At 64.4% G+C, this 16134-nt stretch carries 20 protein-coding genes; 3 read left to right on the forward strand and 17 right to left on the reverse strand.

Features of this window, described 5'->3' with window-relative positions:
* Positions 1-54: 54 nt before the first annotated feature.
* The 12 genes from ACMDCR_RS15140 to ACMDCR_RS15195 form a co-directional block, all read right to left on the reverse strand.
* Complete coding sequence (locus ACMDCR_RS15140; RefSeq protein ID WP_413993297.1) at positions 55-600, reverse strand: S26 family signal peptidase; 546 nt, start codon at positions 598-600, stop codon at positions 55-57.
* Positions 597-1118, reverse strand: a complete 522-nt coding sequence (locus ACMDCR_RS15145) for a DUF2840 domain-containing protein (RefSeq protein WP_413993298.1) — start codon at positions 1116-1118, stop codon at positions 597-599. The genes ACMDCR_RS15140 and ACMDCR_RS15145 overlap by 4 nt, the downstream gene beginning before the upstream one ends.
* A complete protein-coding gene (locus tag ACMDCR_RS15150; RefSeq protein WP_413993299.1) occupies positions 1115-1369 on the reverse strand; it encodes a hypothetical protein in 255 nt (84 codons plus the stop codon). Before ACMDCR_RS15150 ends, ACMDCR_RS15145 begins: the two co-directional genes overlap by 4 nt.
* Positions 1366-2004 carry a ParA family partition ATPase gene (gene parA, locus ACMDCR_RS15155; RefSeq protein ID WP_413993300.1) on the reverse strand — a complete coding sequence of 213 codons (639 nt, stop codon included), beginning with the start codon at positions 2002-2004 and terminating at the stop codon, positions 1366-1368. Before parA ends, ACMDCR_RS15150 begins: the two co-directional genes overlap by 4 nt.
* Positions 2005-2314: 310 nt before the next feature.
* A complete protein-coding gene (locus tag ACMDCR_RS15160) occupies positions 2315-3202 on the reverse strand; it encodes a replication initiator protein A (protein WP_413993301.1) in 888 nt (295 codons plus the stop codon).
* Positions 3203-3220: 18 nt separating this feature from the next.
* Complete coding sequence (locus ACMDCR_RS15165; RefSeq protein ID WP_413993631.1) at positions 3221-3502, reverse strand: helix-turn-helix transcriptional regulator; 282 nt, start codon at positions 3500-3502, stop codon at positions 3221-3223.
* A 138-nt stretch (positions 3503-3640) separates the two neighbouring features.
* On the reverse strand, positions 3641-3928 hold the full coding sequence (locus ACMDCR_RS15170; protein WP_413993302.1) for a DUF2285 domain-containing protein: 288 nt from the start codon (positions 3926-3928) through the stop codon (positions 3641-3643).
* A gap of 259 nt (positions 3929-4187) precedes the next feature.
* Positions 4188-4412, reverse strand: a complete 225-nt coding sequence (locus tag ACMDCR_RS15175) for a transcriptional regulator domain-containing protein (RefSeq protein WP_413993303.1) — start codon at positions 4410-4412, stop codon at positions 4188-4190.
* A gap of 119 nt (positions 4413-4531) precedes the next feature.
* Positions 4532-4795 carry a DNA -binding domain-containing protein gene (locus tag ACMDCR_RS15180; RefSeq protein WP_413993304.1) on the reverse strand — a complete coding sequence of 88 codons (264 nt, stop codon included), beginning with the start codon at positions 4793-4795 and terminating at the stop codon, positions 4532-4534.
* 126 nt (positions 4796-4921) lie between these two features.
* Positions 4922-5170: a helix-turn-helix domain-containing protein gene (locus ACMDCR_RS15185; RefSeq protein WP_413993305.1), complete on the reverse strand. Its 249-nt coding sequence runs from the start codon at positions 5168-5170 to the stop codon at positions 4922-4924.
* Between the two features lie 244 nt (positions 5171-5414).
* Positions 5415-5738, reverse strand: coding sequence for a DUF736 domain-containing protein (locus tag ACMDCR_RS15190; RefSeq protein ID WP_413993306.1), 324 nt, complete (start codon positions 5736-5738; stop codon positions 5415-5417).
* 741 nt (positions 5739-6479) lie between these two features.
* A complete protein-coding gene (locus ACMDCR_RS15195) occupies positions 6480-6866 on the reverse strand; it encodes a hypothetical protein (RefSeq protein ID WP_413993307.1) in 387 nt (128 codons plus the stop codon).
* Between ACMDCR_RS15195 and ACMDCR_RS15200 the strand changes: the two genes are divergently transcribed.
* The gene (locus ACMDCR_RS15200) at positions 6850-6990 is read left to right on the forward strand and encodes a hypothetical protein (protein ID WP_413993308.1); all 141 of its coding nucleotides are present in this window, start codon (positions 6850-6852) and stop codon (positions 6988-6990) included. The two genes, ACMDCR_RS15195 and ACMDCR_RS15200, sit on opposite strands and share 17 nt — an antisense overlap.
* A 65-nt stretch (positions 6991-7055) precedes the next feature.
* Here the strand turns inward: ACMDCR_RS15200 and ACMDCR_RS15205 are convergent, their stop codons facing one another.
* Positions 7056-7223, reverse strand: coding sequence for a hypothetical protein (locus tag ACMDCR_RS15205; protein ID WP_413993309.1), 168 nt, complete (start codon positions 7221-7223; stop codon positions 7056-7058).
* Between the two features lie 469 nt (positions 7224-7692).
* Between ACMDCR_RS15205 and ACMDCR_RS15210 the strand changes: the two genes are divergently transcribed.
* Entirely contained in the window at positions 7693-8403 is a 711-nt protein-coding gene (locus ACMDCR_RS15210; RefSeq protein ID WP_413993310.1) for a DUF1353 domain-containing protein, read from the forward strand.
* A gap of 230 nt (positions 8404-8633) precedes the next feature.
* Here the strand turns inward: ACMDCR_RS15210 and ACMDCR_RS15215 are convergent, their stop codons facing one another.
* The 4 genes from ACMDCR_RS15215 to ACMDCR_RS15230 form a co-directional block, all read right to left on the reverse strand.
* Positions 8634-8951 carry a hypothetical protein gene (locus ACMDCR_RS15215; protein WP_413993311.1) on the reverse strand — a complete coding sequence of 106 codons (318 nt, stop codon included), beginning with the start codon at positions 8949-8951 and terminating at the stop codon, positions 8634-8636.
* An 87-nt stretch (positions 8952-9038) separates the two neighbouring features.
* Positions 9039-9962 carry a DUF2493 domain-containing protein gene (locus ACMDCR_RS15220; RefSeq protein ID WP_413993312.1) on the reverse strand — a complete coding sequence of 308 codons (924 nt, stop codon included), beginning with the start codon at positions 9960-9962 and terminating at the stop codon, positions 9039-9041.
* A 350-nt stretch (positions 9963-10312) separates the two neighbouring features.
* Positions 10313-11350: a toprim domain-containing protein gene (locus tag ACMDCR_RS15225; protein WP_413993313.1), complete on the reverse strand. Its 1038-nt coding sequence runs from the start codon at positions 11348-11350 to the stop codon at positions 10313-10315.
* Complete coding sequence (locus tag ACMDCR_RS15230) at positions 11350-15675, reverse strand: strawberry notch-like NTP hydrolase domain-containing protein (RefSeq protein ID WP_413993314.1); 4326 nt, start codon at positions 15673-15675, stop codon at positions 11350-11352. Before ACMDCR_RS15230 ends, ACMDCR_RS15225 begins: the two co-directional genes overlap by 1 nt.
* A gap of 210 nt (positions 15676-15885) precedes the next feature.
* On the opposite strand from ACMDCR_RS15230, the gene ACMDCR_RS15235 reads away from it, so the two are divergent.
* Positions 15886-16122: a hypothetical protein gene (locus ACMDCR_RS15235; protein ID WP_413993315.1), complete on the forward strand. Its 237-nt coding sequence runs from the start codon at positions 15886-15888 to the stop codon at positions 16120-16122.
* Positions 16123-16134 lie beyond the last annotated feature (12 nt).

The raw sequence follows: 16134 nt of genomic DNA on the forward strand, positions 1-16134 counted from the left end.
TTCTGCGGATGCGGTGGTGAAGGAGCGGCGCAGCGCGCGCCGTCGGTCGCGCGTTCACCGCGTTGGCGCGCGCCATTCGAAGCGGTCGTCGCCTTCTTTGTCGGTCCACAGCGGGACCGCGCGGCCGATGATCTGGTCGGTGGAGAGGAGGCCGAAGTAGCGACCGTCGAGGCTGTCGCGGACTTGCCCATTCATCAGGAAGATTTCGCCGGCTGGGATGCGCAGGCAGCCCCGCCAGACGGGCAACGGACGGCCGGTGCGATCGCGCTCAAGCGCGGTGCCGGCCTCGATGCCGTCGACCGTGATGGCGAGGTTCGAGCGGCAGACGGTTTGCCCGGAGACGGCGCGGACGCGCTTCAGGAGCGGCACGCCCTTGGGCAGATAGCCGCGCTCGGCGAGGAACGAGGCGAGCGGTTCGGGCGGGTCGACGGCGACAAGATCGGTGACTTCGAACGGGCGGCCGAAGTCGATCGTGTAGAAGCCGATCGGTGCACTGGCCGAAGCGTTCCAGATGAGCTTGATCGGCATCGGCGTGAGCGCCGGATAGCTGACGCTCATCGTCGCGAGCGCCGTCGCGAGGACGATCCCCATGCGGCTCATGGTTCGGCCCTCCGGCGCAGGAGGAAGGCGCGGTGCTGATCGAGCGTGTAGGCGCGCGGCTCGTGGCCGGCGGTCAGCCGGTTGTGAACATGCCGCCAATAGTCGGGGGACGCCGCTTCGGGATCGACGCCGAGGCGTTCGACGGCATCGATCGCCTGGAGCACGCGCTCAACGTTGGGCCAGCCTTCGATCTTGAGCAGGATGTCGCCGCCGGGGCGGACGAAGGGCAGCGTCTGGTAGGCTTCGCCGCGGGCGACAATGCGCACGATGTCGATCCGCGAGATGATCGTGCCGAAATCATTGGAAGCCCAGCGCACGAAGGCGAAGACGGCGCCGGGGCGGAAGGAGACGATGCGGCGCCGGCGATCGATAGCTTGTTCGCGCGAGGCCGTGCCAAAGCGAATCCAGTGTTCGATCTTCTTCTCAACCCAGGTCAGTTGGACATGGGTGAGTGTGTCTGTCGGGAGCGCGGCCAGCGTCGGGCCGCCGCGCATGCGGGGGGCCGCGATGCCGGTCATGGGGTGTCTCCTTCGGGTTTGGGGAATTCGCGCGCGAGCAGCTCGCGCAGCATGTCGGCGACGGTGATGCCGCGCTGGAACGCGGCGATCTTGATGCGGCCGCGCAGCTCGGGCGTGACGTCGATGGTGAGCCGTGCGGTGAAGCCGGAAGGGCCTGCTGGAGTTCGTACCGGCGCGTCGGTTGCCTTGATCCAGCTATCGGGATCGGCGGGACGCGATGCGAAGCCGCGGCGCGGGGATCGCTCGTTCATGGCGCGACCCTCGCGATCTCGCTGACGAGCGCAGCGATCTCGCGCGCAGCAGGCCCGTCGTCACCGATCTCGAAGGCGAGGCGGCCGGACTGGGCGGCGTCTGCGTAGATGACGCGCTGGCCGATCGTCGTGCGCAGCACCGGCGGATCATGGTCGGCAAGCGTCTCGGCCGTTTCACGCGCAATGACGGTGCGGGCGCCACAGCGATTGAGAACAAAGCGCGCCCTGAGTTCAGGCCGGTAGATGCGCGCCTCGGAGAGCAGCGCCAGCATCTCGGCCGATGCCCAGCCATCGAGCGGCGATGGCTGCACGGGGATCAGCACCAGGTCGGCGGCAAGTAGCGCAGAGCGCATCAGCTCGGCGACGCGCGGTGGTCCGTCGATGACGATGTGGTCGACATCACGCGCCAACTCGGGCGCTTCCCGATGCAGCGTGTCGCGAGCAAGGCCGAGAACACCGAACAGGCGCGGGAACTGCTCTCGCGCTCGTTGCTGCGACCAGTCGAGCGCCGAGCCCTGCGGGTCCGCATCGATCAGGGTGACGCGGCTTCCCTTCCTGGCCAGCTCTCCGGCGATGTGGAGGGCGAGCGTCGTCTTGCCGACACCGCCTTTTTGATTGAGCAGCGCGACGATCATGACGCGCTCCCAGCCGTGAACGTGTCGCGCCAGTTCGCGATTAAGGGGAAATGAGTCTCCGATTTAAGGTGCAAGACAACGCCGGATCGCCCGCAGCCTGCGGCCCTCAGGGAGGCTGCACGGCGGTTATCCTCAAGCGTGGAAAAGCGGGGTGGCGTTAGAAAGATTCCGAAGGAATCTAGGTTAGATAAGTTACGGCCGCTGCAAGGCTTTGAATCGCGACGATGAATCGCCGATTCCGGTCCCCGATAGCACGAGGATCGGGTCCCCGATGGCACGATAGGGGCGGTCCCCGATAGCACGAGTGAATTCACAGCTTATCCCCAAAGCGCGTTGACGGTTTCCGTCGCGGGCGCGGCGGGGTGAAAAAGGTCGGATCGGTGGCGACGAAGGTGAGGACCTCGGGACCGTCGACCTGCTGCTGGATGGCGAGGCGATAGCCGGGGAGCGGCTGGCGCTTGACGATCGCGCGCAGGTCGTAGGCGAAGTGCTTGAGCGGCGAGAGACTGCCGGACTTCTGGTGGAGATGGCCGAAGTCGAAGCTCCAGCCGTAGGACTGGCGGCCACCATGCTTGCGCACGATGCGGTAGAGCCAGCGCTCAAGGCCGCCGGTTAGCTCGAAATAGGCCCGGTCGATGGTGAGTACGAGCGCGTCATCGAGGACGGCGCGATAGAACCAGTCGGGCAGGATCAGCTCGATGCCGGTTGGCCGTCCGTCACGATCGGTCTGCTCCTGCCATTCGTTGATCCAGGAGAAACGATGGCGTCGGCCCTCGGCCGGCTGGCGGATCGAGGTCGCGACGGTGGTGGATTGGAGACGGTCGAGCGCCGCCTTCAGGCGCTGGTAGTCGCGCATCGACACGCCGCGCCCCGTGAAGGTCAGGATTTCATAGGGCGTTGTCGCCATGAGCCGCGAGGTGCGTAAGCCAGCATCGCGCGCATTGACGATCTGGCTGGCGGCCCAGATCAGGATGTCGGCATCCCAGATCGTCGCCATCCCATGGTCCGGCACGGCCTCGACGCGGATGGTGACGCCGCCGGCCTTGAAGTCGATCGGGGCGATACGCTTTGATTTTGCGAGGGAGAAGAACGGATAGGCCATGAGGTCCTGCGCGTCACGGAGCGCGAACTCACCGGGAAGCGCATGGAACAGATCGAGCTGTCCGCGTTCCGAGGGTGGGTGAGAGCGCGCCGACAAGAGGGAGCTGCGGCGCGATCAGCGCGCGTAACGACCGGCGTGGACCGGCGCGTAGGTCTGTCGTTTGGCCGGTAGGACATTGCCGCCGCGCGGGTCGGTGGTCGACGTTACGGCGCCGCGATCGGCCCAGGCCTGAAGGTCGTCGACGGCATAGACGACACGGCCGCCAAGCTTTCGGTAGGCCGGGCCGGTGCCGTAAGTGCGATGTTTTTCGAGCGTACGGGCCGAGAGGCTCAGAAACGTTGCGGCTTCCTTGGTGCGCAGGAAGCGCGGCGGGATAACGTTGATATTGGGCTGCACGATGCGGGCCTCCGTGGGTTCGTTGCGGCCGTTGGTGAGCGGCGGGTGACGAAGGCCACGATGGCGAAGGACGATCGGCGAGATGCAGTGGGAAATTGGGCAGGCCAAATTCCCACACCGGCCGCGCCGGGATCTGTGTCAGGATTTCCAGCGATGACGAAGGAGGGCGCGATAGCCGCCGGCGATCATGGCGTTACCGTCCCGGATCAGGTCCATGACGGCGAAGCGTTCCGGCGCAACCTGCCATTCGTCGCGCGTCGGCCGCGCCAGGCGGAAGATGACGACGGCGATATCCATCTGGCTTGCGCCGTTGCGAAGGCCGTCGACGGCCTGGAGCATCCGGCGCGCGCGCCTGCGCTGCTGCGCCGTCATGCGCGTGTCGGGTGGGACGGCCCGGCCGTACAGCGAGGTGAGCAGGCGCAACACGGCTTCGGCGCGCCCGAAGCCGCTCGTGTCGATCGGAACGAGAGCGACGAGCGGCCGAGACGGCCCGCCGGCATCCGTGCGCAGGATATTGAGGTGCTTGCCGGCGCCGAGGTCGCGCAGGAGGTGCGTGCCGGCATCCTCGCCGCGCTTGACCGCCCCGAGCGCCGGCGAGGACGGAGCTGCGCCCTTCAGGATATCCGGACTGGCGGCGAGGACTACCGATCCGGTGTCCTCGTCCGGCTGCCAGATGACGGAGGTTTCAGGGGCTTTGAAGGCTGGCTCGACAGGGAAATCGCAAACCCCACCGATCGCGGATGTGTTTGATCAGATCGGCACTGTCGCTGCTGGAGCGAACCAGGCGAGTATAGTCGGCCCGATAGAAATCATTACGGCGGAGCCATTCCCAGCCGATTTCGGGAGCGCTGAGATCGTCGATGTAGTCGTAGCTGGGCGTATCGCTCCAATTCTCAGGGAATTCAGGCATTCGAACTCTCCACTTTCCACCGCTAGTCGTGGTTCGAATACGATTCCGATGAGTTGCGGCCGCCGCTAGCCGGAGGTGCGGTCAACAGGTGTTGCCACAGAGGCATCACTCCCGCTTTTTCAGTGGCGGGTGCCTTCGCGGACGAGTTGGCGATAGCCGTGCTCCGTCATCCAGCGGGCGCGGGCCAGATGGCTGTCGTGGACACGGCGCGCCCGGTCTGGTTCGAGGTCGGCGTCGAGCCCGAACAGAACCTGAACCGCATCCCGCCAATCGGCGCCGTCCCGATCCGCATCGAGCAGCCGCATGTAGAGCTTCATATGCGCGCGGTCGTAGGGCGTTAGCTCGTCGTCGGATGGCGCCATATCCTCAAACGGGTCGTTCATCGCGTATTTTTTCCTCCGCCCCACCGAGATTTTGGTGGCATACTTCTACAGAAGCTTTGTGGGAAACGGATGACGTCCAAAAAGGGTAGGTCGAGCCCTGTTGCCGCATCGAGCGAATGCAGTGGATCAGCGCTGATTATTGCCTTGGTCATTGACGAGCAGAACACCTTGTCCCCGATCGGTGGACAGCAGAACGATGCCGGCCGCCTCAAGAGCCCGTCGAACTTGATCGCGCGTCGTCTCGTACACCTCCAACCCGCTTTCGGATTCGAGGCGCTTCAGCGCGGTCAAAGATACTCGGGCCCGTTCAGCGAGCGTCTCCTGTGTCCAGCCAAGCAACGCGCGCGCGGCCCGTGATTGTCGGGCGGTGATCATGCATGATCACCTCCCATCTGGACCTACGCGCACGCCAGAACTACGGCTATAATAGTCGTTCTTGACGCGCGACGCCACCTGTTATGGCGTTGTCAGAACGCTCTTCCTCCGCTTTCCCCGGCGACAGATTCGGTTTCATCGCCAACATGTGGGCAAATGGTTCGGGCCGATCTATCGCGTGTTTCCGCCCCCATGGCAGGAATAGGTCCCGCCCGGGTGACCGGGCGGGGCGGCTGTGGGAGACTTAGTCGCCGTTGCGGCGGCTCGGGCGAGACCAGATCAGGGTGTAGCCTTCGCCCTCCTCGTCATCGAAGAGGTTGGCGAAGATCGGGGCGTTGAAGCTCGGGTCGTCGAGCTTGAGGCCCAGATAGTCGCGGCCTTCGTTGGAGCGCTTGGTCCAGGCGGCTCCGATCTCCGCCCGACCCACGAAGACCCGGTGGCTGGGGGCGTTCTCGCCGGTGGCGCGGGTTTCGGGGACGATCCGCACGCCGCGGGTCTGGACGCTGAGGGTGACGATTTCGCCGGTGAACTCTTCGCCCGACTTCTTGAAGGTGCCGATGGTCGCCATGGTAATTCTCCTTGATCCGGTCTGTTTCGAGCCAGCACCATTGCGGTCTCGATGGTGATCGAGCGGACGGAGGCGATCGCCGGCGCACCCTTGGGCCGAAGCGCAGCGGAGGATGGCGCGGGAGCGACTTTGTTGTTTCGCGAGGAATGACGGCGCCTCGGGGTCCCGCGCGGCTTGCCGCGTGGGGTGGGGGCCGGCAGGGGAAGAAAGTCGTGACGCGCCATTGCGTCGAAGGCGACCGAGGCTTTAGCCGGCCTTCGGCCAGATACACCCATCGATGAGACCGCTTCGGTGCGCTCGCTGCGACGGGAGGGGATCGAGGAGAACGAACTGGCGTCCCCGCGCGACCTCAACACTGACGGCAACCCAAGTTTCACTGTCGACTGGCCAACTCTTGCGAGCAGGGTTCAAGTGCCGGCATCGCCGAGCGATCAACCATCTGCAGATCCACCCTTTCCATCGGGGCGGTGTGGGTGACCCATCGAGGAGGAACCGTCGTTTCCCTCAGCGCTGCTGTGACCGCCGACAGCCGGGCACAACCATGCCCAAGCAAAAGCCGCCACTCCCTTCCGGCCTTGCTATGACGAGGGGCATAATCCTCGGCCTGTTCTGATCCGCCTTGCCTATGCAACGAGGCGCGTATGTGGAACACGGCGTTTCGTCGGTCCCCCCGAGCGGGCCTAAATCAATGGCGCTTGAGGTGAAAGGTTGCCGCTCAGCGAGATGATAGCTTCACGGCATTCATGCGCCGCGCGTGGCGCGTCGATCCGTGGCATCGGCTGCGGTCATGCCGGCGAGACGAATGAGCGCGGTGATACTGATTGCAATCGCCCCGACGCATGAGAATGCCATTTGCCAGCCGTCCGAAGGCATCAAGTGTTTCACGATGCCATGGGTCGCGGCATAGCCGGCGATCGCCGCGGGCGCCATGAACGCGAATGCGATCAGGAGCTTTGCCCATGTCGGCCGCAGAAAGGCGAGAAGCAGATGGCCTGCGCCGAACGTTGCACAGGCTGTGAGCAGACCGACGATGATCCCGCCAACGATGCCCGCTCCGCTTGTGTGCGCCCATAGGCCGGCGTTGACGCCGATGAAGGCGGGGAGAGCAAAGATGGCGAGCGAGAACATCAGCCAGCAAAGTGCAATGATGGCCGTAATCGAGCCGATAATGGCGAGAATTATCATGGTGGTGGTCTCCGTGAGAAAAGATCAGACGGTTGCGCCTTCCACCACCACCGCGGCGCATTTCTAGCGTTAGCGCGAATATGGCCGGAAAGGGAGCGGAATTTGCCGCTCCGCCAACCGGATTTCACCATTTCATGGGGCGTGAGGGTCAATTTCATGGACGATCTCCGAGAGGTCGCCGTCGTATTCGTCGGCGGGAATGACCGAGAGGGAACCGTCGCCCGCGCGGAAGATCACGATGGCGACCATCAGGCTGGCGGCGAGGCTGAAGGCGAAGGCGTTTGCATCGGCGAGGGACATCGATCCGGCTCCTGTTTGGGAGGCGGGGGACCATCCCCCGCGTGACAGGCGCCCGATGTGTCCGGCCGTGGGCCGCAATCACCGCGCGGGCGAAGCCGAGCGGCGGCACGCTTTGCGTAGTCCGACCCTTTAGGGGTTGATGGCGCCAGGCCCGCGGTTGGACCAAGGAATTGCGCTCATGAACACGGGGATGAGTTTCCTCTGCATCAACGAGAACGGATCGTTGGTTCGATTGATTCCACGCCACATCAGCCGATTAACTGCGGTACTGATGACTCCGCGCAGGCGAGTTCGTCGATCATGGCCGCGCCACGAATACGTTGGTGCCCCTCCCGTTCCAGAGCCCCCTTCGACCGCGGAGCCTCGGCGCGGTGTGGACAGTGCTCCTGCTGAATTTCACAAAACGCGCAACGCCCAGTTGATGGCCGGAGCAAAAAGGGTAGTCTGCGCCCAATAGGGAGGGGCGACCGTGAGAATTACAGGGGCATTTTTCGTATGTCTTGTGGGTCTGTTGATCGGGGCCAGCGAGGCGTCTGCGATTACTTTCTGCAAGACCAAGGATGAGCGTAACTGCTTTACGGGGAAATTTACCCTCGTGGACATTCCTGGCGACGCCGGGCACAAGCTGCTGGAGGCGGATTTTGGCTATGTCGATCCGGACGGGGTCGGATGGCAGACCAACAAGGATGCGAAAACGGACGGTGCGTCCATCCCACCGCTGCTACAGCCGTTCGTCGGGTCTCCGTGGGAAGACGGCTACATCCGCGCCGCCGTCATACACGACTGGTACTGTGATCGCCATGTCCGTGCATGGAAGGACACGCATCGCGTTTTCTACAACGCGATGCTTGCGAGCGGCCTGAACAAGCCGAAGGCCAAGCTCCTGTTTTATGCCGTCTACTCGTTCGGTCCGCGCTGGGGCTATCTGGAGCCAGGGACCAAGTGCCCAGGTACGCAGAACTGCATCCAGATGACGGGCAAGGAAGCGGTGTTCGTGCAATTGCCCGACACTTTGAACAGCCTCGCGAATGCCGACGAGCTGAAAGCGATGGAGGCAGCGATCGAGCAATCGGAGCCGACTGGCGGCTTCACCCTCGATCAATTGGTTGCAATCGCGGATAAGGCGCACCCGAAACAGACCCTGCTCGATACTGCGCCAAGCAAGGGCGAAACGAAGTAGCTAGGCCCGCAGAGACAGCCTGCAGCTTCATCATGCCGCTGTCGTTTGTAGTGATCGGACAGGGCGGGGTGATATCATCCTGGCCTGCGACTTTCTTGACGTCGCCGTCGGTGAAGTCGCAGGCGAGGATGCTGTGCGTGGGCGTCTTGCGAGCCGAATAGACGTTCACATGGACCTTAGCGGGACCGACCAGTCACTTCGGATGATCCGTTTTCGCAATGCGTGGCGTTTCACTGGGAGGTAATTTCGACGAGGGCTTTTCGGGCCGTATCCCGGCGCCCGATCAAGGCAAGCAGTTCGGCCTGTTCTGAGTGGGACAGGTTTCCGCTTTTACCTGCCTTATAGATTCCGAGATGGAACGCGTACCAATCCTGATAGGCATCGGCAAACTCGACCAGGGCATCGGCGTGGTTCGGTGATACGCCAATCAGTTCCAACACATTGTCTGGAAGGGATGTCTCATCATCGCCGATGATCCCAAGCGATTTTGATGTCTTCAGCATTGCCCATGCGATGACCTGACGAAGTATTTCTTCTGTGAAGATCATAAAACCCCCGTTAGATGACCTGTGCTCGAAACAACGCATATATGCGGGGCTTGGGTAGTGGAAGGGGGCACGTGTTGCTGGCGGCGCTCACGCGCCGCCGAATTTCCAGACCGGGATGCCGAGCTTCTTCGCCTTGTCGGCGAGGTTGTCGTTGATGCCCGTGCCGGGGAAGTGCATTATGCCCTTCGGCACGATGTCGAGCATCTCGTCGTTGCGTTTGAACGGCGCTGCGCGGCCGTGCTTCGTCCAGTCGGGTGCGAAGCCGATCTGCGGCACGTTGCGGTTCTGGGCCCAGAGCGAGGCGATATTTTCGGCGCCCCTCGGGGATTTGCCGTGGATCAGCACCATGTCGGGATGCTTCTCGTGGACCTGATCGAGCTTGGCCCAGATCAGTCGATGGTCATTGAAGTCCAGTCCGCCGGTGACGACGATCTTCGGGCCGGGAGGGAGAAGGACTTCCTGATCGGCCAGCCTTTTGGCCATGAGGAAGTCGCGGCTGTCGATCATCGCGGAGGTCAGATGGCGATGGTTGACCTTTGAGCCGGTGCGGGGGAGCCACGGTTTGCCGATCTGGCATTCGTAGTGCTCGGCGGCCTGGTCGCGCATCAGCTCGAAGGCGTTCTGCCGTTCGATGAGCGTTTTGCCCTCGGCGATCTGGCGCTCGAGTTCGACTGACTTCACCTCGCTGCCGTCCTGTTGCCGCTGCGAGCGCTTCTGCGCCTGTTCGTTGTCATCGAGCTCGCGGGCGATCCGCTCGGTGCCGCGGTGGAAGACGTTGACGGTCGACCAGAGGAGATCGTCGAGGTCGGGTTCGAGGCGGGTGTCCTCCAGGGTCGAGATCAGGGCGTCGAAGATGTCGGCGATCGCGCCTGCGACCTGATTGCCGTCTGGCAGGAGACGCTGGTCCGGCTCGTCGGCGAAGGGGCGGTAGCCGTGGAGCTGGAGTTCGTTGAGGACGTGATCGGTGGGTGACGATTCGCGGTGGGGTTCATAGTCGTCATGCTCGCTCATGGGATGCTCCCTTGGCTGGACCGCGACCGTCGCGGCCTTCATGGCGACGGAGCCCACGGGCGGAGCGGACCTGCATCTGGCGCGTGCGCCGGGCCGGAGCGAACGCGGAGGATGCCGGAGGCCGGCTATTTTGCTTCGCGATGGAAAGGCGGTTGATCCGGGGTCCCCACGCGACCTGTCGCGTGGGGTGGTCGGCCGCCGCCGGAAAATAGTCGGCCGCAGGCATTGCCTGTCCGAACCGCATGTGGGCCGATCGCCCTCTCGAAGGCCGAGGCGCGGTCCTCTCCGAAGGATCGGGCATCCATGCGAGCATGATGGCGGCGGCGCGCCGCCACCGTTCAGCCGCCGGTCTACGCCGCCAGGGGCATGAAGCGGGCGACGTCCTGTGGTGCGAGTTGCACCCGGATATGCGCCGTCAGGGCGTCACGGCCGAATGTGCGGAGGTCCTCGTTGAAATCCCCGAGCATGGGTGACAGGGCAATCGCCTCGATCCCAACGGCGTTCGCCCGTTCGATCAGCGTGTTTCGCGCGACCTCTCCCGCGCGGTCATTGTCGCGGACGACGTAGAGCCGGCGCAGTGCATCGTGGAACTGGATGGCAGCGAGGTGCGCAGCGGAGAGTACCGCCGCCGCCGACATGCCGGGCATGACCTCACGGGCCGATAGCACGCTTTCGATGCCTTCGCCGGCCGCCAGCACGTCGCCGGATAGCCCAAAACGGACCGCGTGCCCGAGAAGGTCGCCCATCGCCTTGCGCTGGATGTCGATCGGCGCCTTGCCAGAACCATCCGGGGCGAGCCAGGTCCGATGTGCGCCGGTGATCTTGTCGGAGAGATCGGTGACGGCGGCAACCATGGCCGGCCAGGTCTCGGTCTGGCTATGCTCGTCCGGACGATAGTAGCACCGGGAATGGAAACGCAGGCTTCCGCATCCGTGCAAAGCCGTAATGCCGCGTCCGCGCAAATACGTTTCTACGAGTGTCCCGCTGATCGGCTGACACATGGCGATGAGCCGGCGTGCGGCCTCGGCGGACCCCGATGGTGCTGACCTGCGAGCGTGCTGTTTCGGCGCCGGTTCGGGATCGGGAGGCATGCTGAGGAAGATGCGGGCCTCTTCCGCGACGTCAGCGAAGTTGATGAGGCTCAGCGATTCACGGATCACGTCGAGCAGGTCGCCATGCTCGCCCGTTGCGGCATCGGTCCATTTGCCGGCGGGGCCTTTGACGGTGTCTTTCAGGCGCACGAACATAGATCGGCCCGGCGTGTTGCGAACATCGCCAACCTGCCAATAGTTGCCCTGTCGGCGGCCGGCGCCGAGATAGCGTTTGCACACCGCTTCGGCCTGCCGGCCGAGACGGGATGCGAGATCGGAAGCGTCGCGGCGGGCCATTACGCTGCCTTCCGCTCGCCGATTCGAGCCACCGGATAGGTGTCGAGCAGCTTGCCGAGTACTGTCGGTCCCGTGCTGTCGATCGGTACGAAGAACCGCAGCGACCAGGAGATGATTTCGGTGAAGAGGCCATAGGCGCGAAGGCGATCGCGCATGGCTTCGGTGAAGCCGGACAGCTCGATGCGGTTCGCGCCCATGACGCGCACGCGACGAAGCCGAAGACCTTCCGCGAGATCGAGGATGGTTCGCCCGTCGATCAGCGCTGCGTAGGCGGCGTCGGCCGTCAGATCGGTCGTGCCGGTCGACGCGGCGTTCGCGGCCCAGGCCGGAGAGACGCGGCGGCCGATGATGCGCTCGCCATCGTCAGTCTGAAGCCGATAGACGCGGGTCGACTCGTTCGGCAGACGCTTCCACACCGGCAGCAGCAATCCGGCGACGATGTGGATCGTGCTCTCGCTGAAGGCGGGCACATCGCCGAGTTCGCGAGACCAGGTCGTGGCGAAGGCATTTCGATCGGCCTCCTGCCAATGGCTTTCCGCCATCGACTTCAACGAAGCGTGGTGATGCTCCATCGGTCGGAGCAACCGAATGCGGCGCTCGATCTCACCGTCGTCCAGCATGAGCGATGGCGCGGGGATCTGCACGGCGGCGCGACCGGATCGCTCGTTGACCAGCAGCTTCGCACCACGATCACCCAGCCAGCCGAGCGCGTCGTCAAGCGACAACGGACGATTGCGGGTCCGCTGGGTGATGGTCAGCAGCCGGGTTTCCGCGCCCGATGCCGGGTGAGTGTAGATGGTCGTGCGATCGGTGACGACGAAGCTTTCCGCCGTCAGGGTTTCGAGGCCGACGTCATAGACGCCGCTGGCGATCGCGCCCGACACCTTCGCATCGAGAAGCTGTTCGAAGGCGGTGAACAGGATGCCTTGAAGCTCGATGGTGAGCGCCAGCAGCCGGTTGAGAAACGTCGTGATCGGCGGCAATTCGTCCTTGATGCCGTTGTCGTCCATCAGCTTGAGGCCGGTAGCGGTCTCGAAACGATGGAGCGAGCAGCCCTCGATCTTGCCGCGCACGATCAGGAGATAGAGCTGGCGCAGTGCATCGCGGGCGTAGCAGGATTCTAGATTGTCCTCTGGTCGGAACAGGCCCTGGCCGCCGGTCTGACGCTGCCCGCGCGTGATGGCGCCGAGCGTATCGAGGCGGCGGGCGATCGTGCTGAGGAAGCGCTTCTCCGCCTTCACGTCGGTCGCGATCGGGCGGAAGAGTGGCGGCTGCGCCTGGTTCGTGCGGTTGGTGCGACCGAGCCCCTGGATCGCCGCATCCGCCTTCCAGCCCGGTTCGAGCAGGTAATGTACGCGCAGCCGCTGGTTCTTGGCCGACAGTTCCGCGTGGTAGCTGCGGCCGGTGCCGCCGGCATCGCTGAACACGAGCACGCGCTTCACATCGTCCATGAAGGCGGCGGTCTCGGCGAGGTTCGCGGACGGGGCGCGGTTTTCGACCGCCAGCCGGTCGCCCATGGGGTCGGCACCCGACTTGCGGACAATCCGCCGCGAGCGGCCCGTCACCTCGGCCACCATATCGGTGCCGAAGCGCTGGACGATCTGATCGAGCGCGCCCGGCACCGGAGGCAGGGATGCGAGGCGCTCGATCAGCTCATCGCGGCGCGCGACGGCTTCGCGGCTCTCGACGGGCTGGCCATCACGACAGACCGGACGCGACGACAGATTGCCCTCGCCATCGGAGAAGGGCTCATAGAGCTGAACCGGGAAGCCGGTCTGCAAGTACGACAAGACATACTCACGGGGCGTAATGTCCACGCGCACATCGTTCCATTCCTCGGTCGGGATCTCGGCGAGGCGCCGTTCCATCAGGGCTTCGCCGGTCGACACGATCTGCACGACGGCGGCGTGCCCGGCCTCCAGATCGCGCTCGATCGAGCCGATCAGGGTCGGCGTCTTCATCGACGTCAGCAGATGCCCGAAGAAGCGCTGCTTCGCGGATTCGAAGGCCGAGCGGGCGGCGGACTTCGCCTGCCGGTTCAACGTGCCGGTCGAGCCGGTGATGTTGGCGGCTTCCATCGCCGCGTCGAGGTGATTGTGGATGATGGCGAAGGCGCCCGCATAGGCATCGTAGATGCGGCGCTGTTCGTCGGTGAGCTGGTGTTCGATCAGTTCATATTCCACACCGTCGTAGGAAAGCGAACGGGCGGTGTAGAGCCCGAGCGAACGCAGATCGCGGGCCAGCACTTCCATCGCCGCGACGCCGCCGGCCTCGATCGCCTCAACCAATTCCGCGCGCGTGGCGAAGGGGAAGTCATCGCCACCCCAGAGGCCGAGCCGCTGGGCGTAGGCGAGATTGTGGACGGTCGTGGCGCCCGTGGCGGAGACATAGACGACGCGCGCATTCGGCAGGGCGTGCTGAAGCCTTAAGCCCGCACGACCTTGCTGCGAGGGGGCGACGTCGCCGCGTTCTCCCTTGCCGCCGCCGGCATTCTGCATCGCGTGGCTCTCGTCGAAAATGATCACTCCGTCGAAATCGGAGCCCAACCATTCGACGATCTGCCGCACGCGCGAAACCTTGCTCCCGCGGTCGTCGGAGCGCAGCGTGGCATAGGTTGCAAATAGGACGCCTTCCGACAGCGCGATGGGCTTGCCCTGCGGGAAGCGCGACAGCGGTGTGACCAGCAGGCGCTCCATGCCGAGCGCGGACCAATCGCGCTGAGCGTCCTCGATCAGCTTGTCGGATTTGCTGATCCAGACCGCTTTGCGCCGGCCCTGGAGCCAATTGTCGAGAATGATGCCGGCGGACTGGCGACCTTTGCCGGCGCCGGTGCCGTCGCCGAGCATGAAGCCGCGGCGGAAGCGAACGGTGCCGGTCGCATCGGCGGGCGCGGCCTTCACGAGATCGAAGGTCTCATCGACCGTCCACGATCCGGCGAGATAATCGCTGTGTGCCTCGCCGGCATAGATCACCGTTTCGAGCTGGGCATCGGACAGCAAGCTAAGGATGTTCGTCGGCAGGGTTGGCCGATAGCTCGGCCTCGGCGGCGCGACGCTAGCCATGGCAGCGGACTGGACGAGCTTGGTCGGATGCGCCAGCGCGCCGGGAATGCGGATCGACTGCAATCCGTATTCTTCATAGATGGCGTCGGTCAGGTGCGCACCCTCGGCCGGCGTCCAGTCCACGGTCTCATAGGCGAGCGCGATGCCGGAGGGATCGGCGGCGACCGATGCGGGCGAACGCGAGGAGGCCGCGCGGGCGATATAGCCGCGCACCGATTTCGGGGGCTCAGCGGCAGCCGGCGCGGAGATCGCTGGCAAGGCGACGGGCGCACGGGCAGGCACGTCACGCTCGATCCATCCGAGCAGCGTGGCGACATCGGGCGCCATGCCCGGCGACATCGGAAAGCTTGCGGGGTCGTCGGCCGGCAGCTTGTCGATGACGGTTAGCCTGGTGGGGAACGTGGTGCCGTGCTTGGCATAGACCGAGCCGGCGATTGCGGCGGAGAAGACGACGCGGCTTCGTTCCTGCAGGTGCGCGAAGGCATCGCGCCAGTCGGGCATGTCGGGACCGACGTTTGCGCCGGTGATCGTCACCAGCCGGCCACCGGGCGCGAGCCGGTTCAAGGCCGATGCGATGTGGCGAAACCCGGCCTCGGCAACACGGCCGGAGACGCTGGCCATCGCCGAGAACGGCGGGTTCATCAGCACGACGGAGGGAACGGATCCGCGATTGAGGTGATCGTCGATCTGGGCGGCGTCGAAGCGCGTGACGGCAACGTTCGGAAAGAGGGATGAGAGAAGATCGGCGCGGAGATCGGCCAGTTCGTTGAGGATCAGCGTACCGCCGGTCATCGATGCCAGGATGGCGAGCAGGCCGGTGCCGGCCGAAGGCTCCAGCACGATGTCGGAGGGCGCGATGGCCGCGGCCGTCACCACGGCAAGGCCGAGCGCGACCGGCGTCGAAAATTGCTGAAGCGCCTGGCTCTCCTCCGAGCGGCGGGTGTGGGTCGGTAGGAGCCCAGTGACTTTTGCGAGGGTGGAAAGGCGTGTTGCCGGAGATGCGGATTTGCGGAACAGCGCCTTTCCGTATTTGCGCAAGAACAGGACGGTGGCGACCTCGCAGGCCTCATAGGCGGCCTTCCAGTCCCAAGCGCCGGCGGCATCGGAGCCGCAGAATGCGGCTTCCATCGCAGTACGCAGAAGCGACATATCGATGCGCTCGCCGCGTTCGAGATGGGCGAGCAGGTTCTGGGCGACCGACAGGATGGCGGGCGCGAGCGCGACAGGCGCGGCCGGGGCGGCCACGGGCAACAGAATGGTCATCGGGAGATCCTCGGGAGAGCGGGAACGGACAAGCCCGGCCGGCGCTCTCTCTCGAACCGCCCGGACTCATCCCATCCCGGCTCGCCTCTCACTCGAAGCGGCTCCGTTGCGCAGCAATTCTGACGATCAATTGGGCATGAACAGTTCCCAACAATCGCGAAGTCGCAGCAGGGGCACTACAATAACTCAGCGATTCGAGGAGATGTAAGAATGGTATCTGTTATTTGGACACCGGCTGAAAAACCGACGGAACGGCATGTTGTTGTTCATGCGCATCGCGACGGAATGCCAGTTGCCGACAAGGGGTATTTCTTTCTCAGTGATGAGAATGACTGGGGCGGTGCGGGCCCCTTTGACATGAGATTGGATGAGGTCATTGAACGTGCGAAGCAAAAGGCATCGGACGAAGGTCTTCTCACGGTCGTCGTGGTGCGCAAATCCCAATGAGAAATCTGATCG

It is taken from the genome of Labrys okinawensis, assembly GCF_047345005.1.
Lineage (GTDB): Bacteria > Pseudomonadota > Alphaproteobacteria > Rhizobiales > Labraceae > Labrys > Labrys okinawensis.